At 63.6% G+C, this 22,231-nt stretch carries 20 protein-coding genes and 1 tRNA gene; 3 read left to right on the top strand and 18 right to left on the bottom strand.

What is annotated here, in order from left to right; genetic code table 11:
* Nucleotides 1–43: 43 nt before the first annotated feature.
* From pheT to ACIGJB_RS06455, 10 genes are all read right to left on the bottom strand, one after another.
* Nucleotides 44–2,491, bottom strand: a complete 2,448-nt coding sequence (pheT, locus tag ACIGJB_RS06500) for a phenylalanine--tRNA ligase subunit beta (protein ID WP_483731912.1) — start codon at nt 2,489–2,491, stop codon at nt 44–46.
* 63 nt (nt 2,492–2,554) lie between these two features.
* Complete coding sequence (pheS, locus tag ACIGJB_RS06495) at nt 2,555–3,586, bottom strand: phenylalanine--tRNA ligase subunit alpha (protein ID WP_483731911.1); 1,032 nt, start codon at nt 3,584–3,586, stop codon at nt 2,555–2,557.
* A 218-nt stretch (nt 3,587–3,804) separates the two neighbouring features.
* Nucleotides 3,805–4,161, bottom strand: a complete 357-nt coding sequence (gene rplT, locus ACIGJB_RS06490) for a 50S ribosomal protein L20 (protein ID WP_008650487.1) — start codon at nt 4,159–4,161, stop codon at nt 3,805–3,807.
* A 28-nt stretch (nt 4,162–4,189) separates the two neighbouring features.
* A complete protein-coding gene (gene rpmI, locus ACIGJB_RS06485; protein WP_483711122.1) occupies nt 4,190–4,387 on the bottom strand; it encodes a 50S ribosomal protein L35 in 198 nt (65 codons plus the stop codon).
* A gap of 167 nt (nt 4,388–4,554) precedes the next feature.
* Nucleotides 4,555–5,076 (bottom strand): translation initiation factor IF-3, encoded by a 522-nt coding sequence (gene infC / locus ACIGJB_RS06480; protein ID WP_483711473.1) that lies wholly within the window; start codon nt 5,074–5,076, stop codon nt 4,555–4,557.
* Nucleotides 5,077–5,124: 48 nt separating this feature from the next.
* Nucleotides 5,125–7,032, bottom strand: a complete 1,908-nt coding sequence (gene thrS, locus ACIGJB_RS06475; RefSeq protein ID WP_483731910.1) for a threonine--tRNA ligase — start codon at nt 7,030–7,032, stop codon at nt 5,125–5,127.
* Between the two features lie 368 nt (nt 7,033–7,400).
* Nucleotides 7,401–7,477, bottom strand: a tRNA-Val gene (locus tag ACIGJB_RS06470).
* Between the two features lie 21 nt (nt 7,478–7,498).
* On the bottom strand, nt 7,499–9,718 hold the full coding sequence (locus tag ACIGJB_RS06465; protein ID WP_483731909.1) for a RelA/SpoT family protein: 2,220 nt from the start codon (nt 9,716–9,718) through the stop codon (nt 7,499–7,501).
* A 26-nt stretch (nt 9,719–9,744) separates the two neighbouring features.
* Nucleotides 9,745–10,107 (bottom strand): RidA family protein, encoded by a 363-nt coding sequence (locus tag ACIGJB_RS06460; protein ID WP_483731908.1) that lies wholly within the window; start codon nt 10,105–10,107, stop codon nt 9,745–9,747.
* A gap of 50 nt (nt 10,108–10,157) precedes the next feature.
* Nucleotides 10,158–11,042 carry an alpha/beta fold hydrolase gene (locus ACIGJB_RS06455; RefSeq protein ID WP_483731907.1) on the bottom strand — a complete coding sequence of 295 codons (885 nt, stop codon included), beginning with the start codon at nt 11,040–11,042 and terminating at the stop codon, nt 10,158–10,160.
* Nucleotides 11,043–11,271: 229 nt separating this feature from the next.
* Between ACIGJB_RS06455 and ACIGJB_RS06450 the strand changes: the two genes are divergently transcribed.
* The gene (locus tag ACIGJB_RS06450) at nt 11,272–12,048 is read left to right on the top strand and encodes a 3-hydroxybutyrate dehydrogenase (RefSeq protein WP_483731906.1); all 777 of its coding nucleotides are present in this window, start codon (nt 11,272–11,274) and stop codon (nt 12,046–12,048) included.
* A gap of 65 nt (nt 12,049–12,113) precedes the next feature.
* Here the strand turns inward: ACIGJB_RS06450 and ACIGJB_RS06445 are convergent, their stop codons facing one another.
* Both ACIGJB_RS06445 and ACIGJB_RS06440 read right to left on the bottom strand, forming a co-directional pair.
* Nucleotides 12,114–12,752, bottom strand: coding sequence for a CoA transferase subunit B (locus tag ACIGJB_RS06445; protein ID WP_483731905.1), 639 nt, complete (start codon nt 12,750–12,752; stop codon nt 12,114–12,116).
* A 14-nt stretch (nt 12,753–12,766) separates the two neighbouring features.
* Entirely contained in the window at nt 12,767–13,468 is a 702-nt protein-coding gene (locus ACIGJB_RS06440) for a CoA transferase subunit A (protein WP_483731904.1), read from the bottom strand.
* 172 nt (nt 13,469–13,640) lie between these two features.
* Between ACIGJB_RS06440 and ACIGJB_RS06435 the strand changes: the two genes are divergently transcribed.
* Nucleotides 13,641–14,186, top strand: a complete 546-nt coding sequence (locus tag ACIGJB_RS06435; protein WP_483711114.1) for a PAS domain-containing protein — start codon at nt 13,641–13,643, stop codon at nt 14,184–14,186.
* A 190-nt stretch (nt 14,187–14,376) separates the two neighbouring features.
* On the opposite strand, the gene ACIGJB_RS06430 is transcribed toward ACIGJB_RS06435, so the two are convergent.
* From ACIGJB_RS06430 to ACIGJB_RS06405, 6 genes are all read right to left on the bottom strand, one after another.
* Nucleotides 14,377–15,645, bottom strand: coding sequence for an IS256 family transposase (locus tag ACIGJB_RS06430; protein WP_483729500.1), 1,269 nt, complete (start codon nt 15,643–15,645; stop codon nt 14,377–14,379).
* A 93-nt stretch (nt 15,646–15,738) separates the two neighbouring features.
* Nucleotides 15,739–16,140, bottom strand: coding sequence for an acyl-CoA thioesterase (locus ACIGJB_RS06425; protein ID WP_483731903.1), 402 nt, complete (start codon nt 16,138–16,140; stop codon nt 15,739–15,741).
* 52 nt (nt 16,141–16,192) lie between these two features.
* Nucleotides 16,193–17,221, bottom strand: coding sequence for a DctP family TRAP transporter solute-binding subunit (locus ACIGJB_RS06420; RefSeq protein WP_483731902.1), 1,029 nt, complete (start codon nt 17,219–17,221; stop codon nt 16,193–16,195).
* A gap of 66 nt (nt 17,222–17,287) precedes the next feature.
* Nucleotides 17,288–18,592, bottom strand: a complete 1,305-nt coding sequence (locus ACIGJB_RS06415; protein WP_483731901.1) for a TRAP transporter large permease — start codon at nt 18,590–18,592, stop codon at nt 17,288–17,290.
* Nucleotides 18,589–19,188, bottom strand: coding sequence for a TRAP transporter small permease (locus tag ACIGJB_RS06410; protein ID WP_483731900.1), 600 nt, complete (start codon nt 19,186–19,188; stop codon nt 18,589–18,591). Before ACIGJB_RS06410 ends, ACIGJB_RS06415 begins: the two co-directional genes overlap by 4 nt.
* 267 nt (nt 19,189–19,455) lie before the next feature.
* The gene (locus ACIGJB_RS06405) at nt 19,456–20,241 is read right to left on the bottom strand and encodes an SDR family oxidoreductase (RefSeq protein ID WP_483711109.1); all 786 of its coding nucleotides are present in this window, start codon (nt 20,239–20,241) and stop codon (nt 19,456–19,458) included.
* Between the two features lie 284 nt (nt 20,242–20,525).
* Here ACIGJB_RS06405 and ACIGJB_RS06400 point away from each other — a divergent pair, with 284 nt between their 5' ends.
* A complete protein-coding gene (locus ACIGJB_RS06400; protein ID WP_483731899.1) occupies nt 20,526–22,214 on the top strand; it encodes an electron transfer flavoprotein-ubiquinone oxidoreductase in 1,689 nt (562 codons plus the stop codon).
* Nucleotides 22,215–22,231: the final 17 nt, after the last annotated feature.

Below are 22,231 nucleotides of genomic sequence, written 5' to 3'. Positions count from 1 at the left end.
CCCGGGCGCCCTGTCTTGTATGCGTGGTGGCAGGTGCTGGTGGTCAGCCGCGCAGGCGAGCCTGGAAGGCTTCGCCCAGTGCGTCGACCATGCAGCGCACCGCGCTGTCGACGGTCTCGTCCTGCAGGGTCGACCCAGTATCTTGCAAGGTCACCCGGAACGCAAGGCTTTTCTCGTCGTCGCCTATCGAGGCCGACGCAGCCTTCGGACGGAACTCGTCGAACAGCACAAGGCTCTGGCAGAAGCGGCCATAGCCCTGCTTGTCGAGCGCTGCACGCATGGTGTCGAGCAGGTCCTGCACGCGCACCGACTGCTTCACCACCACGGCCAGGTCACGCACGACGGCCGGGAACTTCGAGATCTCGGTGTACGCCGGCAGACCGGTTTCACGCAGCGCATCGAGCTGAAGCTCGAACACCACCGGAGCCTGCGTCAGCTCATACTCCTGCAGCCAACGCGGATGCAGTTCGCCGACCACGCCGACCGGCTTGCCATCGACCAGCACGCGCGCTGCACGCCCCGGATGCAAGGCCGGATGCGCGACCGGCTCGAAGCGCGCCACACGCGGGTGGAACAATGCTTCCACGTCGCCCTTGATGTCGAAGAAATCGACATTGCGCGTGGCGATGCCCCACTGCTCTTCGAACGCCGGTCCATAGGCGATGCCGGCAGCTACCATCGGCTGATGATAGCCGGCAACCGTCAGGCCACCATCCTTCACATCCGCGTCGCGATGGAACACGCGACCGACTTCAAACAGACGCACGCGCGCAGCCTTGCGGTTCAGGTTGTAGCGCACCTTGTCGAGCAGCCCGCCGATCAGCGAGGAACGCATCACCGCAAGCTGGCTGGCGATGGGGTTCAGCAGTCGGATCGGATTGTCGTTGGCCGCGAAGTCGCGCTCCCACTTCTCTTCGACGAAAGCGAAGTTGATGACTTCCTGGTAATCGCGCGCCGCGACCGCGTGACGCACGACGTGCGTGGAGCGGCGGCCTTCGTTGGTCGGACGCATTTCGCTTTCCGCGATGGGCGGACGCGCAGGAATGCGCTCGAAGCCGTAGATGCGCGCGACTTCCTCGATCAGGTCTTCCTCGATCTCGATGTCGAAGCGATAGCTCGGCGGCGTCACCTCGAACACCTCGCCTTCTGCACCTTGCTTACGCGTGAACGGCAATTGCAGGCGCTGGAACACGTCGGCCACCACAGCCGACGACAGTTCGATGCCCAGCACACGCTCCGCCCGTGCCAGGCGCAGGCTCACGGGCTTGCGCTGCGGCAGGTTGACGACATGGTCATCGACCGGACCAGCCTGGCCGCCGCAGATCTCCAGGATCAGCGCGGTGATGCGTTCGATATGCTCAACCGTCGTGGCATAGTCCACGCCACGCTCGAAGCGATGCGCCGCATCGGTCGAGAAGTTGTAGCGGCGCGCGCGACCCTGGATGGCCGACGGCCACCAGAATGCGGCTTCCAGGTAGATGTTGGTCGTGTCCAGCGTCACGGCGGTGCTGTCGCCGCCCATAATGCCGGCCAGGCTCTCGATCTCCTTGTCGTCCGAGATCACGCCAACCTGCTCGTCCACCTCGATGGTGTTGCCGTTCAGCAGCTTGATCTGTTCGCCCTTGCGGCCCCAGCGCACGTCGAGTCCGCCGTGGATCTTGTCCAGGTCGAACACGTGCGACGGGCGGCCCAGTTCGAGCATGACGAAGTTGGAGATATCCACCAGCGCCGAGATGCTGCGCTGGCCGGAACGCTCCAGGCGCTGCACCATCCATGCCGGCGTCGCGGCGTGGGCATTCACGCCGCGGATCACGCGGCCCGAGAAGCGGCCGCACAGATCGGGCGCCGACACCTTTACCGGCAGCTTGTCGTCGATGGTCACCGCAACCGGCTTCATGTCCGGCAACGTCAGCGCCGCACCCGTCAGCGCCGCGACTTCGCGCGCCACGCCGTGGATCGACAGGCAGTCAGCCTTGTTTGGCGTGAGTTTGATAACGAAGACCTGGTCGTCCAGGTCGAGGTATTCGCGGATGTTCTGGCCGACCGGCGCGTCTTCCGGCAGCACCAGCAGGCCGCCGTGTTCTTCCGACAGCTTCAGCTCGCGCGCGGAACAGAGCATGCCGTAGCTTTCCACGCCACGCAGCTTGCCCACCTTGATTTCGAACGGCTTGCCATCGGGCTCCGCCGGCGGCAGCACGGCGCCGACCATCGCGCACGGCACCTTGATGCCGGGCTTGACGTTGGGGGCGCCGCAAACGATCTGCAGCGTCTCGCCGGTGCCGACATCGACCACGCATACGTTAAGGCGGTCGGCGTTCGGATGGCGCTCGGTCGACAGCACGTGCGCGACCACGACCTTGTTGAACGGGGGCGCGACCGGGCCGACCTCTTCCACTTCGAGCCCGGCCATGGTCAGGCTGTGCGACAGCGCGTCGGTGGAAATCTTTTCAGGGTTGGCGAAGGTGCGAAGCCAGGATTCCGAGAATTGCATGGCGCTTCTGATCCGGTAAGTATTCTGTGATGTCTTTGACGAAGGGCTGGGCGGCGCTGCGCGTCAGGCGAACTGGCGCAGGAAGCGCACGTCGCCTTCGAAGAACAGGCGCAGGTCGTTGATGCCATAGCGCAGCATCGTCAGGCGCTCCAGGCCCGAGCCGAAGGCGAAGCCGATATAGCGCTCCGGATCCAGGCCCATATTGCGCAGCACGTTCGGATGCACCTGGCCGGAGCCGGAGATCTCCAGCCATTTGCCGTTGCCGAATGCCATGTCGATCTCGGCCGACGGTTCGGTGAACGGGAAATAAGACGGGCGGAAGCGCACCTGGATATCGTCGCGCTCGAAGAACTTGCGCAGGAAATCGGTGTACACGCCCTTCAGGTCCGCGAAGCTCACGTCCTCGCCAATCCACAGGCCTTCGACCTGGTTGAACATAGGCGAGTGCGTGGCGTCGCTGTCGACGCGGTAGGTGCGGCCGGGGCAGATCACCTTGATCGGCGGCATGGCCTTGCCGGCGTACTTCTCGACATGCATCTTGGCGTAGCGCACCTGCATCGGGCTGGTGTGCGTACGCAGCAGCAGGAGCTTGTCGTCGCTGTCGCGGCCGTCGATATAGAACGTGTCCTGCATCGAACGCGCCGGATGGTTATCCGGGTTGTTCAGCGCAGTGAAGTTCATCCAGTCGGTTTCGATCTCGGGGCCGTCGGCCACGTCGAAGCCGATCGAGCCGAAGATCTGTTCCACGCGCTCCCATGTGCGCATGACCGGGTGCAGGCTGCCGCGGCTGACGGCACGGCCCGGCAGGGTCACGTCGATCGCTTCCGCGGACAGGCGCGCGTTCATCAGCGCGTCGGCAAGTGCCTGGCGGCGCGCCGTCAGCGCGGCTTCGACTTGCTGCTTCACCTGGTTGATACGCGCGCCTTCGCTCTTGCGCGTTTCCGGGTCGAGCTTGCCGAGGCCCTTGAGCAGTTCGGTCAGCGCGCCGGTCTTGCCGAGGAACCTGGCTTTCTCGTTTTCGAGCGTGGCGTTGTCGTTGGCGGCGGCGAAAGCGGCCTGGGCGTCGGCGACGATTTGATCCAGATCCTGGGACATGGCGGTCGTGGAAATAGCTTGGCGCCGTGACACGACGTCTGTCGCGGCGCAGGTTGGAGTTCGTTTCGAATGGCGTTTCGGCACTGCCCGTGCGGGGCATCGGAACAATCGCCGAAGCGGCATTCGAAAATGAAAACGGGGCCCTGTGAGAGCCCCGTTTCAGCAGACCTTGCGGTCGGTGCTTGCCCGGCAACCCCTACGGGTTGCCGCAGCCGGCATCAGGCAACGGTGGCTTTCACCTGGTTGACGATGGCAGCAAAGGCAGGCTTGTCGTGAATAGCCATGTCCGACAGCACCTTGCGGTCCAGTTCAATCGAGGCCTTCTTCAGACCGTTCATGAACACGCTGTAGGTCATGCCATGCTCACGCGTCGCGGCATTGATACGCGCAATCCAGAGCGCGCGGAACACGCGCTTCTTGTTGCGGCGATCGCGGTACGCGTACTGGCCAGCACGCATGACCGCCTGCTTGGCGATACGGTAGACATTATTGCGACGGCCGCGGTAACCCTTGGCAGCGTCGATGACTTTCTTGTGGCGGGCCCGTGCAGTAACCCCACGCTTAACTCGAGGCATTGAATACTCCTTTCGCTGTCGTTAGAGGTTATGCGTACGGCATCATTGCGCGCACCGACTTGACGTCCGACTCATGGACGTCCAGGGTGCCACGCAGGTGACGCTTGTTCTTGGTGGTCTTCTTGGTCAGGATGTGACGCTTGAAGGCCTGGCCACGCTTGAACGAACCGTTCGGACGGGCAGTAAAGCGCTTGGAGGCGCTTTTCTTCGTCTTCATCTTCGGCATGAAAAACTCCAGCTCTATGACATGCATGCAGGTGGACGGCTGTCGCCGACGCTTGCAAGACCCGCATCCACTTGTTTTTGCACGGTTCCCCGAAAGGGTTCCGCGCTACTTCCACGCGACACAACGCCGGAATGCCTTGGCATCCCGGCCGCCGCATTGCGCAAAAATTACTTCTTCTTCTTGGGGGCGAGCACCATCACCATCTGGCGCCCTTCCATCTTCGGCATCTGCTCGACCTGGCCGATTTCCTCCAGGTCCGCCTTCAGGCGTTCGAGCACGCGCGCGCCGATTTCCTGGTGCGCCATCTCACGGCCGCGGAAGCGCAGCGTGATCTTGGTCTTGTCGCCGTCTTCCAGGAAGCGCTTCAGGTTGCGCAGCTTGACGTTGTAGTCGCCGTCATCCGTGCCAGGGCGGAACTTCACTTCCTTGACCTGGATGATCTTCTGCTTCAGCTTCGCCTCGTGCGCGCGCTTGGCTTCCTCGTACTTGAACTTCCCGTAATCCATGATCCGGGCGACGGGCGGAGTCGCGTTCGGGGCGATCTCCACCAAATCCAAGTCCTTATCCTCAGCCAGGCGAAGCGCGTCCATGAACTTGACGATGCCAAGCTGCTCGTTATCAACCCCTACCAGGCGCAGTTCGGGCGCGAGGATCTCACGGTTGATGCGGTGACCTTTGTCCGTAGCGATGTTCCGTTACCTCAAGAAGACAAAAAAACAAGCCGTGCTTCCGACCCATCAGGCTTTGCTGGCAACGTCATGTTGCAGACGCTCCACAAACGCGGAGACGGGCATCACACCCAGATCCACATTGCCTCGGGCACGCACGGCCACTTGATTTCCATCTCGCTCCTTGTCGCCCACCACCAGCAGGTAGGGAATCTTCTGAAGCGAATGCTCGCGGATTTTATACGTAATTTTCTCGTTACGCAAATCGGCCTTCGCCCTAAACCCTTGTTTTAGCAGCGATTGCACGACGTTTTCAGCATATTCAGCCTGCGAATCCGCGATATTCATGACCACCACCTGCTCCGGCGCCAGCCAGGCGGGCAGCGCACCTGCATGGTTTTCGAGCAGGATGCCCAGGAAGCGCTCGAACGAACCCAGAATCGCCCGGTGCAGCATCACGGGACGCTTGCGCGAGTTGTCCTCGGAGACGTACTCGGCATCCAGGCGCTCCGGCAGGACCAGGTCCAGCTGCAGCGTGCCGCACTGCCACGAACGGCCAATGGCGTCCTTGATGTGGTATTCGACCTTCGGGCCGTAGAAGGCACCCTCGCCCGGCAACTCCTCCCACTCCACGCCACAGGCGCGCAGCGCGAGGCGCAGGCCTTCTTCGGCGTGATCCCAAACTTCGTCGGAGCCGGCGCGCTGATCCGGGCGCAAGGACAGCTTGACCGCCACGTCCTTGAAGCCGAAATCGTCGTACACCGAGAACGCCAGTTCGTTGAAGGCCTTCGCCTCGGCCACGATCTGCTCTTCCGTGCAGAAGATATGCGCATCATCCTGCACAAAACCGCGCACACGCATCAGGCCATGCAGGGCGCCGGACGGCTCGTTGCGATGGCAGGCGCCGAATTCGGCCAGGCGCAGCGGCAGGTCACGGTAAGAACGCAGTCCGTGGTTGAAGATCTGCACATGTCCGGGGCAGTTCATCGGCTTGATCGCGTAGTCGCGCTTTTCCGATTCCGTGACGAACATGTTTTCCTTGTAGTTCTGCCAGTGGCCGGACTTCTCCCACAGCGAACGGTCCATCACCTGCGGCGTACGCACTTCGTCGTAGCCGGCTTCCGTCAGGCGGCCGCGCATGTACTGCTCGACGGCCTGCCACACCTGCCAGCCCTTCGGGTGCCAGAACACCATGCCGGGCGCCTCTTCCTGCAGGTGGAACAGGTCGAGCGATTTGCCGAGCTTGCGGTGATCGCGCTTCTCGGCCTCTTCAAGCATGTGCAGGTAGGCTTCCTGGTCTTCCTTCTTCGCCCAGGCCGTGCCGTAGATGCGCTGGAGCATCTCGTTGTTGGCATCGCCGCGCCAGTAGGCACCCGCGACCTTCATCAGCTTGAAGACCTTCAGCTTGCCCGTCGACGGCACGTGCGGGCCGCGGCACAGGTCGACGAACTTGCCTTCGCGGTACAGGCCGATCTCCTGGTCCGCCGGAATCGAAGCGATGATCTCGGCCTTGTACTTCTCGCCCATCGACTCGAACAGCGCCACCGCCTCGTCGCGGTTCCACACCTCGCGCGTGACCTTCTCGTCCTTGCGCGACAGCTCCGTCATCTTCTTTTCGATGGCGGCGAGGTCTTCCGGCGTGAAGGGGCGCTTGTAGGCGAAGTCGTAGTAGAAGCCGTTTTCGATCACCGGCCCGATCGTCACCTGCGCGTCCGGGTAGAGTTCCTTGACCGCATAAGCCAGCAAGTGGGCCGTCGAGTGGCGGATGACATCAACGCCGTCGGCATCCTTGTCCGTGATGATGGCCAGCGCCACATCACGATCGATCGAGTAGCTCGTATCGACCAGGTTGCCATCCACCTTGCCAGCCAGCGCGGCCTTGGCCAGGCCCGTACCGATGCTCTGCGCCACTTCGGCAACCGTTACCGGGCCGGGAAACTCGCGACGGGACCCATCCGGCAGCGTGATTGCGATCATTTCGACTCTCCAGGATTCCACCCCGGCGCCTGACGCTCGCGGGCGGATCAAACTGCATCTTTTGTAGCACCGGCCCACCCTGAAAAAGGCGGCGTGCCGGCAACGTTCTTGGTGCTGCCCACAGCAGGCGGCAAGCTTATCAGGCAGCTGGCAGATGACCGACGAGAAAGCAGACGAAAAAAAACGCGGCCAAGGCCGCGTTTCTCTTTGTCAAATCCGGATTCAACCGGGACGGAGGCGCACCTCGACTACTGTCGCTTGCCAGCGGTAGTAGTTCGCGGTGTCATGAACATGATGCCTTTCCGTTCCTTGTGAGGTTGAATCGGACTTGCCGCACTGTGTTGTTGTACTGCCGTACTGCAATTCGTTGGTAGGCTCGATTGGACTCGAACCAACGACCCCCACCATGTCAAGGTGGTGCTCTAACCAGCTGAGCTACGAGCCTAGTGAAGAAGCGATTATAACCTTATTTTCTTCGCGCTTGCAATACCCCCTGCACATCTTCGATCAGGGACAGTGCGCGCTGCAGTTGCGTGGCCTCCGATACCTCAGCCGTGAACTGCATCCGCGCCACGCCCTTGCTCGACAGCGTCTTCACGCCCGTGACGTTGATCTTCTCGCGCGACAGCACTTCGGAGATATCGCGCAGCAGCCCCTGGCGGTCGACGGCCTCGACATGGATATCGACGGGATAGACCGCGTCGCTCTTCTTGCCCCACTCCGTCTGGATGACGCGCTCCGGCGCCCGCGCCGAGAGCTGCTGGAACGTGTGGCAGTTGCGCCGATGGATCGATACCCCGCGCCCGCGCGTGACAAACCCCACGATCTCGTCCGGCGGCGCCGGCTTGCAGCAGCGCGACATCTGCGTCATCAGCGAGTCCACCCCAACCACCAGCACGCCGGTCTTGGCGCCACGCGCAACGCTGGTGGCACGGCTCTTCTTGGTGACGGCGTCTTCTTCGCTGATCGGCGCCTGCACCTCGCCTTCCGGATGCCGCAGCGCGTGTTCCACATGCCGCAGGCTGAACTCTTCCTTCGCCACCGCGGCGAAGAGTTCGTCCGGCGACTTGAAGCCAAGCCGCGTCGCGAGGTCTTCGAGCTTGACAGCGGTCTTGCCCTCGCGCTGAAGGGTCTTGTCGATCAGCACGCGGCCCTGCGCGATAGTCTCCTGCGAGTCCAGCGCGTTGAACCACGCGCGCACCTTCGCACGCGCGCGGCTGCTGGCCAGGTAGCCCAGCTCGGGGTTGAGCCAGTCACGCGATGGCCCGCCCTGCTTCACGGCGATGATCTCGACGGTCTGGCCGTTCTTCAGCGGCGTATTCAGCGGCACCATGGTGCCTTCGACACGCGCGCCGCGACAGCGGTGGCCAAGGTCGCTGTGCAGGTAGTAGGCGAAATCCAGCGGCGTGGCGCCCTGCGGCAGCGCGATCACGCGCGCCTGCGGCGTCAGCACGTAGATGTGGTCGTCGATGGCCGCGTGCTTGAGCTGTTCCCACGGAGATTCATCGTGGGTCACGCTATGGTCGGCATCGTCCTTCCACGCCAGCAATTGCCTCAGCCACGCGATCTTCTCGTCGTAGCTGTCGCTCGCGGCGAACTGTCCGCTATAGCCCTTGCTGCCCGCCTCCTTGTAGCGCCAGTGCGCCGCCACGCCGTACTCGGCGAAGTGGTGCATTTCCTGCGTGCGGATCTGCACCTCGAACGCGCGGCCGTCGTCGCCGATCACCACCGTGTGCAGCGACTTGTAGCCATTGGACTTCGGCCGCGAGATGTAGTCGTCGAACTCGCGCGGAATCGGCTGCCAGATATGGTGGACGATGCCGAGCACCGTGTAGCAGTCCTTGATGTCGTCCACGATCACGCGGAACGCGCGCACGTCATACAGGTCGGCAAAGTCGAGCTCCTTGCCGCGCATCTTCTTCCAGATGCTGTAGATATGCTTGGGCCGCCCGCTTACCTCGGCGCGGATGCCAGCCTCGGCCAGCTCCGCCTGCAGGCGCGCGATGGCGCTGGCGATATACCCTTCGCGCTCGATGCGCTTTTCGTCGAGCAGCTTGGCGATGCGCTTGTAGGTGTCGGGCTGCTCGAAGCGGAAGGCCAGGTCCTCCAGTTCCCACTTCATCTGCCAGATACCCAGCCGATTGGCGAGCGGCGCGTAGATGTCGAGCGTCTCGCGCGCCAGGCCCGGCAGCGGCTCGCGCTTGTGCTGCGCCAGCCAGCGCAGCGACTGCAGCCGCGACGCCAGGCGCACGAGCACGACGCGGATATCCTGCGCGAATGCCAGCAGCATCTTGCGCAGCGCTTCCACCTGTTCGTGCCGGGCCTGCGCCACGTTGCGCGAAGCCTCCTGCACGTCGTGGCCGCCGGCGATGGCGCCGATGCGTAGCAGCTGTCGCACGCCCTTCACCATCCTGCTTACGTCTTCGCCGAATCGCGCTTCGATGTCCGCTTCCGCCGCCGGCGCGAACTCGGCCAGCGGGAACAGGCAGCAGGCGGCGCGCGCCGCGTCGTCCACGCGCAGGCCGTCCAGGATGCGCAGCATCCCTTCCGCATGCGAAAGCACCGGCTCGCCGGTCGGCAGCAAGGCATCGCCCGCCTGCTCGCGCACGTACGCCAGCGCACGTCCGACCATGTCGGCGTCCGGGACGCCGGCAACCTGGCCGGCCAGGTCGGTAGACGTCACCATAGGGTCACCATGTCACGACGCCGTCTTCAGTTGAGCGCAGCGGTCACCACCACTTCGATCAGGTAGTCGGGATTGGCCAGCTTCGCTTCGACGGTCGCGCGCGGCGGCGTGTTGCCCTGCGGCACCCACGCGTCCCACACTTCGTTCATCGCACCGATCAGCCCGATGTCGGTCAAGAAAATCTGGCACGACAGGATGCGCGTCTTGTCGCTGCCGGCCTCCGCCAGCAGGCGGTCGATGTGGCCCAGCACTTCGCGTGTCTGGCCGTGGATATCGGCCTTCGGGTCGACTTCGGGGACTTGGCCAGCCAGATAGACCACGCCGTTGTACACCGCGTATTCGGACAGGCGCTTGCCCACGTGGGCGCGCTTCAGTTCATTGCTGCTCATGACAAATCAAACGCATTCAGGTTGATACAACCGATCCGGCGTCGCGCCGCTCACGCACCGTCCAGGAAAAACTGGCGGGCCACGGCGATCTGCGCCGGATCGACAAAAGTCGGTGCATGCCCCACATCGGGCATTTCCACCGAACTGACATGCTTGCCACGCGCCACCATGTCCGCCACGGTGTCGCGCAGCAGCAGATCCGATTGCGCGCCACGCACGACGAGCACCGGCGCCGTGATGGCCTCGAACATATGCCACAGGGCGGCCTCGCCCGCGGCAAGCTGCTCCGGCGTGGCAGCGCGAAACGGCACGGCCAGTGCCGGATCGTAATGCAAGCCCCATTCCAGGCCCTGTTCGCCTTGCACCGGCTTGAGAATCGCGCCATTCAGTTCGCGCCACTGTTCCGGTGTATGGCGTCCGAATGAAGCGCTGATGGTCTGCAGGTAGGCCAGACCTTCCTCAAAGGTCTTGAAGCGCACCGGCAGCCCGAGATAGGCGCCGATCCGCTCCACGGCCGAGGCCGTGATGCGGGGCCCCACGTCGTTGAGCAGCAGCTTGCGCACGGGCGAGTTGGGCAACCCCGCCAGGCCCATGCCGATCAGGCCGCCCATCGAGGTGCCGAACCAGTCGACCTTCTCCACATTGAGCCTGGCGATCAGCGTCACCATGTCCGCCACGTACTTCGGCACCACGTAGTTGCTGGGGTCGGGCAACCAGTCGGAACGCCCGCGGCCCGCCACGTCGGGACACACCACGCGGTACTCGCCGCACAGCGACTGGGCCAGCATGTCGAAGTCGCGGCCCGTGCGCGTCAGGCCATGCACGCACACCAGCACGCGAGGATTGGCCGGGTCGCCCCATTCGTGATAGGCCATGCGGTGCAGGCCCGCCGGACTGATGCACTGAACAAAGCCGAGGCGCGGACTGGCAGACATCTGAACTCCCTGACGAACCGGCCGCCGCACGGGCGTTGCCGGAGGTTGAGCAAAGCAGGATTGTACGCCGCAGCGGTTACAATGCCACAGCACTACGCGCGCTACGACGCACGCCGCCGCCCTGCCTTGCGCAGCCACACGCGCAGCGTCGCATGGCACGGGCGGAGCGGTTCGGCCGGCCGTGTCCGGCCATCCATTCTCTCGACTCTCGATCTCAACGGAGGCTTACATGCTCAAAGGCAAGACAGCACTGGTGACTGGCTCGACCAGCGGCATCGGACTCGGCATCGCGCAGGCGCTGGCAGCGCAAGGCGCCAACATCATCGCCAACGGCTTTGGTGACGTGGAGGACGCAAAGCGCGAGATCGCGCAGGCCGGCACCGGCATCAAGGTGGGCTACCACGGCGCGGACATGAGCAAGGCGGCCGAGATCGAAGACATGATGCGCTATGCCGAGTCCGAATTCGGCGGCGCCGATATCCTGGTCAACAATGCGGGCATCCAGTTCGTGGCGAATATCGAGGACTTCCCGACCGATCGCTGGGACGCGATCATCGCCATCAACCTGACCTCGGCCTTCCACACCACGCGCCTGGCGTTGCCCGGCATGAAGCAGAAAAACTGGGGCCGCATCATCAATATCGCCTCGACCCACGGGCTCGTGGCATCGGCGCAGAAGTCTGCCTATGTCGCGGCCAAGCACGGCATCGTCGGCCTGACCAAGGTCACGGCGCTCGAAACCGCGCAGACCGGCGTGACCGCCAATGCCATCTGCCCGGGCTGGGTGCTGACGCCGCTGGTGCAGAAGCAGGTCGACGCACGCGCGCAGAAGGAAGGCATCCCGGTCGAACAGGCCAAGCGCGAGCTGGTGATCGAGAAGCAACCGTCGGGCCAGTTCGTCACGCCCGAAGAACTCGGCGCGTTGGCGGTGTTCCTGGCTTCCGAGGCGGCGCGCCAGGTACGCGGCGCGATCTGGAACATGGACGGCGGTTGGGTCGCACAGTAAGTCCGGCCCGCCTGAACGAAAAAGCCCCGCTGCGAAGCGGGGCTTTTTCGTTCAGGCGGCGACGCTTACAGCAGCGTTGCGCCGGTCTTGCTCTGGATTTCCTCGCGGCTCACGCCCGGAGCGGTTTCCACCAGCTTCAGCCCGTCCGCCGTCACGTCGATGACGCCGAGGTCGGTAATGATGCGGTTGACCACGCCCAGGCCGGTCAGCGGCAGGTTGCATTCCTTCAGGATCTTGATGTCCTCGGTGCCGTCCTTCTTCTTGGCGGTGTGTTCCATCAGCACCACCACGCGGCCCACGCCGGCGACCAGGTCCATCGCGCCGCCCATGCCCTTGACCATCTTGCCCGGGATCATCCAGTTGGCCAGGTCGCCCTTCTCGCTGACCTGCATCGCGCCCAGGATGGCCAGGTTGATATGGCCGCCGCGGATCATCGCGAAAGAATCGGCCGACGAGAAAATCGACGAGCCCGGCAGCGTCGTCACGGTCTGCTTGCCGGCGTTGATCATGTCGGCGTCCACTTCGTCCTCGGTCGGGAACGGGCCGATGCCGAGCAGGCCGTTTTCCGACTGCAGCCACACTTCCATGCCTTCCGGCACCCAGTTGGCCACCAGGGTCGGCAGGCCGATCCCCAGGTTCACATAGAAGCCATCCTGCAACTCGGTCGCGGCGCGCGCGGCCATTTCGTCACGTGTCCATGCCATGATGTGTCTCCCTCTTACTTGGCGGCACGCACGGTGCGCTGCTCGATGCGTTTCTCGGGGTTGGTGTTCAGCACCAGGCGCTTGACGAAGATGCCGGCCAGGTGGATTTCATCGGGGTCCAGCTCGCCGGTTTCGACGATCTGCTCGACCTCGGCCACGGTGAATTTGCCGGCCATGGCGCACATCGGGTTGAAGTTGCGCGCGGTACGGCGGAATACCAGGTTGCCGGCCTTGTCGGCCTTCCAGGCCTTGACCAGCGACACGTCGGCGGTCAGCGAGCGCTCCATGACGTATTTTTCGCCATCGAATTCGCGGATTTCCTTGCCTTCGGCCACGATCGTGCCGACGCCGGTCTTGGTAAAGAAGGCCGGAATGCCCGAACCGCCGGCGCGCAGCTTCTCGGCCAGCGTGCCCTGCGGCGTGAATTCCAGCTCGAGTTCGCCGGCCAGGTACTGGCGCTCGAATTCCTTGTTCTCGCCCACGTAGGACGAGATCATCTTCTTGATCTGGCGCGTGGCCAGCAGCTGGCCCAGGCCGAAGCCGTCCACGCCGGCGTTGTTCGAGATGCAGGTCAGCTGTTTGACACCGGTGTCGCGCAGCGCGGCGATCAGTGCCTCGGGAATGCCGCACAGGCCGAAACCGCCCACGGCGATCGTCTGGCCGTCGCGGACGACGCCTGCAAGCGCCTCCGCGGCGCTGGCGTAGACCTTGTTCATGCTTCGCTCCTTCCTCGGTAGTCCCCTGTCGCCTGGCCCGCCGCCGGGTTGTGCGGCGGACGACGCAAGGAAATTGTAACGGTACAATCGGCGGCGGGCGCCGCGCTCTCGTCCGACCGAAAGGATACGCAACCCGCGCCAGCTACGCCATTACGTAAAAATACATAAGCAGATGCCCGCCATCGATTACCAGACCGCTTTCCAGCTCGCCCCGGTGGGCCTGGTGCTGTCGCGCGAACGCATGATCGAGGACTGCAACGACGAGGTTTGCCGCATCTTCGGCACCACGCGGCAGGCACTGATCGGCGAATCGTTCCAGGTGCTATACCCCACGCCCGACGAATTCGAGCGCACCGGCGCACGCATCGTACCGATCATGAACAAGCGCGGTATGTACTCTGACGAACGGATCATGAAACGGGCCACTGGCGAACTGTTCTGGTGCCACGTCACGGGCCGGTCGCTGGATCGCTCGCAGCCGCTCGGGGCAGGGATCTGGACGTTCGAGGATTTATCGCAGAAGCGGCAGGTCACGGCCGAGTTGACGGCGCGCGAACGTGATATTGCAGCGCAGCTCGTGGAAGGCAAGACCAGCAAGCAGATCGGCAAGCTGCTGGCGATCAGTCCGCGGACGGTCGATATCTATCGGGCGCGACTGATGAAAAAATACGGGGCGAGTACGTCGGTGGATCTGGTGCAGCGGCTGGTGAACCACTGAGATAGCGACTGAGGTGGGTTGCTCCCCTCTCCCGCTTGCGGGAGAGGGGTTGGGGGTGAGGGCCGGCGCTTCCACGAAGTCAGGCCTGTCGCATCGAGATACGCCAACCCTCACCCCCGGCCCTTCTCCCATGCATGGGAGAGGGGGGACGTGTCAGGAATTTCGTGTGCTGAGGTCGTTGTAAGAAATCTCAGCCGATGGCGTTGGTGAATCGCTCGCCAAACAGAATGGCGAACTGATTGACTGCCTGCCGCCAGGTGATAGGCGGCATCTTCCAATCCTTTTCGATGTTGCGCAAGGCCAGAAACAACAGCTTGCTGGCCGCTTCGTCGCTGGGGAAGTGGCCTCGATTCTTGACGATCTTGCGCAACTGCATGTGCATGCTTTCAATGGCGTTGGTCGTATATATGATTCTGCGTACTTCCGGTGGATAGGCAAAGAAGGGAATCACTTGCTCCCACTGGCGTTGCCACATGGCCGCGACGGTAGGGAATTTACGACCCCATTCGCCTTGGGAGAAAGCCTCCAGCGCCGCTGCTGCCGCATCGGCCGTGGCGGCCTGATAGATCGGCTTGAGCGCCGCAGCGAGCGGCTTGCGATCCTTCCAACTCGCCAGACTCAGCGAATTGCGGATCAGATGCACAATGCAGGTCTGGATCTGGGCATCCGGATAGACCGCTTCGATCGCCTCGGGAAAGCCGCGCAAGCCATCGACCACTGCGATTAGGATGTCGTTCAAACCGCGGTTCTTCAATTCGTTGAAGACCTTCAGCCAGAACTTGGCGCCCTCGGTTTGCTCGATCCACAGGCCCAGTACTTCCTTGCGGCCGTCGGCCCGAATGCCCAGCGCCAGATAGACCGCCTTGTTCTTGACCGTGCCTTCGTCGCGAATCTTCAGCCGGAGCGCGTCAAAGTACACGATCGGATACATGGCCTCGAGCGGCCGTTGCTGCCATTGCTCGACGTCGGCCAGCACCTCATCCGTGACCGTGGAAATCAGATCGGGCGACACCTGGAGCCCGTATAGCTCCAGCAGATGGCCCTGAATCTCGCGCACGCTCATGCCGCGCGCATACATGCTGATGACGTGGTCGTCGAAGCCTGGAAGCCGGCGTTGATACTTGCCAACCAACTGCGGCTCGAACGTTGCCTGCCGATCGCGCGGGATATCGAGCGTCAGCTCGCCGTTGGGCGTAATGACTGTCTTGGGGCTCTTGCCGTTGCGGTGGTTGCCGGCTTTGCCTTGCTCCGCCTCGCTCTCCAGGTGATGAGTCAGTTCGGCCGCCAACATTCGCTCGGCCAATTGCTTCTTCAACTGCCCAGCCAGGCCTGATTCGCCGAGGATCGACTCGGCATCTTTGTTCTGGACCTGCGCCAGCAGTTGATCGATCAGTTCATCAGGGAACAGCTTGGGTGCCTTCGGGCTCTTGCTCTTCTTGGTCACTGTTGTGTCGGTCATAGGACGTTTCCGTAATCGTCTCATGACCTCGTCACACTAAAAATCTGACAGGCTCGAGAGGGGAGAAACCCGCTCCGTCGCAAGATTCGTCGTTCAGTCCTCAACTATCGTCCGGATCTCCGCCGGCACCGGCACCGACTTCTCCACCGCATAGTCGCACCACACCACCTTCGCCCCGCCTTCGGCCCACACCACATCGGGCATATCGGTACGCACGATCTCCATGCGCGTCTCGAAGCTGGTTCGCCCGAGCTGCCCCGCAAAAACGCGGCATTCGATCGTGCCGGGATAGCGCAACTGCTTCAGGAACGTCATGTGCGCATTGATGATGACCGGCCCCTGCCCCTTCGGATCCTTGCCGCCGCGCCCCAGCGATGCAAACCACTCGATGCGCGCCTGCTCCAGGTACTGGAAGTAGACGGTGTTGTTGACATGGCCCATCGCGTCCATGTCGCCCCAGCGGATCGGCATGACCGCCGTATAGACGTGCTTCATCACGGTCTCCAATGCAACAGGCCCGCCATTCCTGGCGGGCCTGTCCGATGATTTAGCGCTTGGCGATCGAGGCTTCCGCCTTGGTCACCAGGTCCGCGCCGATCTGCTTCTTCCACTTGTCGTAGACCTTGGCGGTCGCCTTGCGGAAGGCATCGTGCTCGGCCGGCGTCAGGTGCGTGACCTTGACGCCGTGGCCTTCCATGTCCTTCCAGGCCGGCGCGCCCGGCTCGGACAGGCCCTTGCGGGCCAGCGCGATTTCCTGCTTGCCGGCGTCGATGGCGGCCTGCTTGACGATCTCGCGGTCAGCCGGCGTCCAGCTTTCCCAGATCTGCTTGTTGACGACGAAGATCAGCGGGTCGGCCACATAGCCCCACGTCGTCACGAACTTCTGGCCCACCGTGTACAGCTTGGCGGCGGCGAACACCGACTGCGGGTTCTCCTGGCCGTCCACGGCGCCCGAGGCCATGGCCGGCTGCGCATCGGCCCAGCTCATCTGGGTCGGGTTGGCGCCCAGCGCATTGAAGGTCTCGATGTACAGCGGCGAACCCACCACGCGCAATTTCATGCCCTTGAGGTCATCCGGCTTGCGGATTTCCTTCTTGGAGTTGGAAACTTCGCGGAAGCCATTCTCGCCCCAGGCCAGCGGCACCACGCCAGCCTTTTCCAGCGTCGTGAAGATCTGCTTGCCGACTTCGCCCTGCGTCAGTGAATCCAGCGCCTTGTAGTCGGGCATCAGGAACGGCAGCGAGAACAGGTTCAGCTCCTTGACCTGCGGCGACCAGTTGATGGTCGAGCCCACGGCCATGTCGATCACGCCCTGGCGGATCGCCGAGAACTCGCGCGTCTGGTCGCCGGCCACCAGCGACGTGCCCGGGTACAGCTTGATGTTGATGCGGCCGTTGGTGCGCTGTTTGACCAGGTCGGCCCAGATCTCGCCGCCCTTGCCCCACGGGAAGGCCGGGCCGAGCACCAGCGACATCTTGTACTCGGGCTTGTAGGTCTGCGCCATGGTGGCGGCGGGCGCGAAGGCGGAAGCGGCGATCGTGGCAGCGATCGACAGCATCAGGGCACGGCGTTTCATCAGGTCTCTCCTCTTGGATCGTTGTTGGTTGCGTGTTGCTTGTTGTTCGTAGTGGCTACGCTTGAATCAATAGCCCAGGTAGTTCGGCAGCCAGGTCGCCAGCGGCGGATAGGCCAGCACCATCAGCATGGCGACGAACATCGCCAGCAGCATCCAGATCACCCAGGGCACGGTCTCTTCCATGCGCACCCGGGCAATCCGGCACGACACCATCAGGTTCACGGCCAGCGGCGGCGTGAACTGGCCCAGTGCCACCTTCAGCGTCAGCACCACGCCGAACCACACCGGGTTCCAGTGGAAGGCGTTGGCGATCGGCAGCAGCAGCGGCACGAAGATCAGGAAGATCGAGATCCCGTCCAGGAACATGCCCACCGTCATCAGCAGCAGCACGATCAGCGCCAGCACGCCGTATTCGCCGAGCCCGGAGTTGGCGATGGCGTGCGCCAGCGGATCGATCACGCCCAGCGTCGACAGCGCATACGCGAAGATGCCCGCCAGCGCGACCACGAGCAGGATCACGGCCGACGTTTCGGCCGCTTCCTGGAAAATCACGAACAGGTCCTTCATGCCGATGCTGCGGTAGATCACCATGCCCACGAACAGGCCGTAGACCACCGCCACCACCGCGGCTTCGGTCGGCGTGAACCAGCCGGCGCGCATGCCGCCCAGGATCAGGAACGGCGCCACCAGGCCCCAGGCCGCCTCGCGCAGGCTCTTCCAGAACGGCGGTCGCGGCAGCGAGGCTTCGATCGCGCCCATATTGTGCTTGCGCGCCAGCCACACCGCCGGCACGATCAGCGCCACGCCGGCGAGCACGCCCGGGACCATGCCGGCCGCGAACAGCGCCGGCACCGATGCGCCCGGCACCAGCACGCTGTAGATGATGAAGGCCACCGAGGGCGGGATCAGGATGTCGGTCGCCGCCGCGGCGCCGACCACCGCCGCGCTGTACGAGCCCGGATAGCCGGCCCGCGACATCGCCGCGATCATCACGCCGCCGACCGCGGCCGCGTTGGCGGGGCCGGAGCCCGAAATGCCGCCCAGGAACATGGCCACCAGGATGGCCACCAGCGGCAGCATCCCCGGCCCGCGCCCGACGATGGCGATGGCAAACGTCACCAGCCGCTGCGCCACGCCGGAACGGTCGAAGATCGAGCCGACCAGCACGAACATCGGAATGGCCAGCAGCGGATACTTGGCCAGGCCCGCGTAGAAGTTCTGCGGCACGGCCAGCAGGCCGAACATCTGGGTATCGAGATTGGACAGGCCGATGGCGATCAGGCCGCCCATCCCGAGCGATACGCCAATCGGCGCGCCCAGCAGCATCAGGCCAATGAAGACCACGAACAGGATGATGGCGATCAGCGTCATGGCTTCTGCCCCTGTCCGTTGCGGCCGGCATGCAATGCCTTGAGCGCGCGCGCATTGCGCAGCATCAGGCCGAATGCGCGCAGCGCAATGCCCGCCGACAGCAACGGCAGCCAGACCGAATACCACCAGCTTGGCACGCCAATGCCCGGCGAGGTCTCGCCGTAGGTGTACTCATCCCACGTAATGCGGGCGCCCAATATGGCCAGCGCGATAAACATCACGGCGACGACCAGCGCCGACAGGACCGCCAGCCGTTTCTGCCGCGCCTGGCTGCCGCGCTCGAAGAAGAACTCGATACGGATATTGCGGTCGCGCGCCACCGCGGCGCTGCCGGCGACCAGCGCCAGCACGATCATCAGGAAAACCGAAAATTCCTCGGTCCAGGCAAATGACTCGTCGGTGAAATAGCGGACCACCACGTTGGCGAAGGTGATGCAGACCAGCAGCACCATCACGACCACGCCGATCCAGTCCTCGATGCGGGGCGAAACCCGGAATTCGGCGTCTTGCGCCTCGTCTGCCGCCTGCGGGATCACCGCGGAATCGACGACGTGTTGCGGCACGGCGTCGCGCCGTGCCTGCTCTTGTTGCTCCATCTCCCCGGCCTCCGGTCCGGGCTGCTCGGGCCGGACGGCCACCACAGCTTATTTGTATGTAAAGACTTAATCTGAAAACATGGCGGATTATGCCAAGACTGGCGCGCGCTGTATCGGGTTTTATTGCCACCTGCGTGGAAGCCGCGCTCGAATATCGCCCAAGGGGACCGGATAAGCCCTGGGCGATGCCAAAACAAAGCGCTGCCCTTCGGCTTTTGGCCTTGGGCAGCGTGTGCCGGCGCGGTGCCGGACGGCCGTCGATCCGGCTCAGACCATGCCGTCGTCGGCGGTAATGACTGCGCCGTTGATGAACTGCGACTGGTCCGAAGCCAGCAGCAACAGCAGGCCGTCGAGGTCTTCAGGCTTGCCCAGGCGCTTGCGCGGCAGCATCTGGATCAGCTTCTGGCCGGCATCGGTGTCCCAGTGATGGTGGTTGATGTCGGTGTCGATATAACCGGGGCAGACCGCGTTGACATTGATGCCATGGCGCGCCCATTCGAGCGCCATGGCCTTGGTCATATGCACCACGGCCGCCTTGCTCATGCAGTAGATGCCGATCTGCGACAGTACCTTCAGGCCCGCGACCGACGCGACATTGATAATGCGCGCCTGCGGCAGCGGGTTGCCGTTTTTCTCGGCTCCCTTGGCGCGCGCCATCATGCGCTTGGCGACTTCCTGTGCAACGAAGAAGGCGCCACGGGTATTGGTGTCGAAGACGAAATCGAAGTCTTCGGCGGTGACATCCGTCAGCTTCTGCGTCGTCGAGACGCCCGAGTTGTTGACGAGAATATCGATGGCGCCCGCCTCGGTTTCCGCGTGCGCAACGGCCGCGCGGATGCTGACCGGATCGGTCACGTCCAGGCGCACCACATGGGCGCTGCCGCCTTCAGCCTCAATCGACGCGCGCAGCTCCTTCAGGCGCTCCGTGCGGCGCGAAGCCAGCACCACCTTGGCGCCGGCGGCCGCGAGAACCGTTGCAAAACGCGAGCCGAGCCCGCTTGAAGCCCCGGTCACGAGCGCGACCTTGCCTTCCAGATTGATCGACAAACCCATATCTACCCCGCGTGCTGGCGTGACCGTGTGGCGCACCCTGCCCAATGAGAATCGGAAGGCAGAATACCAAAAAAAGAACGACCGTTCCAAAAAAATCCTTGCCTGAGGGTGACGAGTCCCGGACAATGCCGGAGATTCTAAGAACTTGGCCCGTAAAGGGAAAGAGGGAAAACGCGCGGAACGGCGCGTCCTGGCGACCTTTCGATGCAAGCCGGTTCATTCGAACAAACAAGGCATTTCCCACAATTGCAGGCAAGGCGCCAAGAAACAGAGGGTTAGAGACAATGGATCAGCAGCAACTCCTGGAGCAGTTCGGGCCACGCGAGGCCATGGAATACGATGTGGTCATCGTCGGCGGTGGTCCCGCCGGCCTGGCCACAGCCATCCGCCTGAAGCAGCTGGCACAGGAGAAAGGCAACGACGTCAATGTGTGCGTGCTTGAAAAGGGCTCGGAGCCCGGCGCGCACATCCTGTCGGGCGCCATCATGGACCCGCGCGCGCTCACCGAACTGTTCCCGAACTGGAAGGAACTGGGCGCGCCGTTGAACCAGCCGGTCACCGAGGACAAGTTCCTGTTCCTCAACGAAGGCGGTTCCAAGGGCACCCCGAACGCGCTGTTGCCGGAATGCTTCCACAACCACGGCAACTACATCGTCAGCCTGTCCAACGTCACGCGCTGGCTCGGCCAGCAGGCCGAAGCGCTGGGCGTGGAAATCTTCCCCGGCTTCCCGGCCGCCGAAGTGCTCTACAACGAAGACCGCTCGGTCAAGGGCGTGGCCACGGGCAATATGGGCATCGGCAAGGACGGCGAGCCCACGGACAACTTCCAGCTCGGCATGGAACTGCATGCCAAGTACACCATCTTCGCCGAAGGTGCGCGCGGCCACCTGGGCAAGCAGCTGATCGCGAAGTACAAGCTCGACGCCGGCAAGGATCCGCAGAGCTACGGCATCGGTATCAAGGAACTGTGGGAAATCGATCCGGCCAAGCACCAGCCTGGCCTGGTGGTCCACACGGCCGGCTGGCCGCTCGATCCGGCTACCTACGGCGGTTCCTTCCTGTACCACATGGAAGACAACAAGGTCGCAGTCGGCTTCGTCGTGGGCCTGGACTACACCAATCCGTGGCTGTCGCCGTTCGAGGAATTCCAGCGCTTCAAGACCCATCCGGAGATCCGCCAGTACTTCGAAGGCGGCAAGCGCCTCAGCTATGGCGCGCGCGCCATCACCGCCGGCGGCCTGCTGTCGCTGCCCAAGACCGTGTTCCCGGGCGGCGCGCTGGTCGGCTGCGACGCCGGCTACCTGAACGCCTCGCGCATCAAGGGCAGCCATGCCGCGATCAAGACCGGCATGATGGCCGCCGAAGCCGCCTACGACGCGCTGCAGGCCGGCCGCCAGGGCGACGAACTGACTGCCTACCCGGCTGCGTTCGAGCAGAGCTGGCTGTACAAGGAACTGCTGCAGGCCAAGAACTTCAAGCAGTGGTTCAAGAAGGGCCGCACCACCGCCACGCTCATGACCGGCATCGAGCAATGGCTGCTGCCGAAGCTCGGCATCCGCAACCCGCCCTGGACCATCCACCGCACCAAGCCCGACCACGTCTACCTGAAGCCGGCGGCCGAGTGCGAGAAGATCGTCTACCCGAAGCCGGACGGCAAGCTGACCTTTGACCGCCTGAGCTCGGTGTTCATCAGCAACACCAACCACGAAGAAAACCAGCCGGCCCACCTGACGCTGAAGGACGCCAGCGTGCCGGTCAACGTCAACTGGGAAAAGTTTGCCGGCCCCGAAAGCCGCTACTGCCCGGCCGGCGTGTACGAGTTCGTGCAGGACGAGACCTCGGGCAAGGAACGCCTGCAGATCAATGCGCAGAACTGCGTGCACTGCAAGACCTGCGACATCAAGGACCCGACGCAGAACATCGTGTGGGTCACGCCGGAAGGCGGTGGCGGTCCGAACTACGTGAACATGTAAGACACCCGCCCGGCCAT

This window comes from Cupriavidus sp. C2SS-8b, from assembly GCF_057073745.1.
This window is presented reverse-complemented; position numbering and strand designations above follow the sequence as displayed.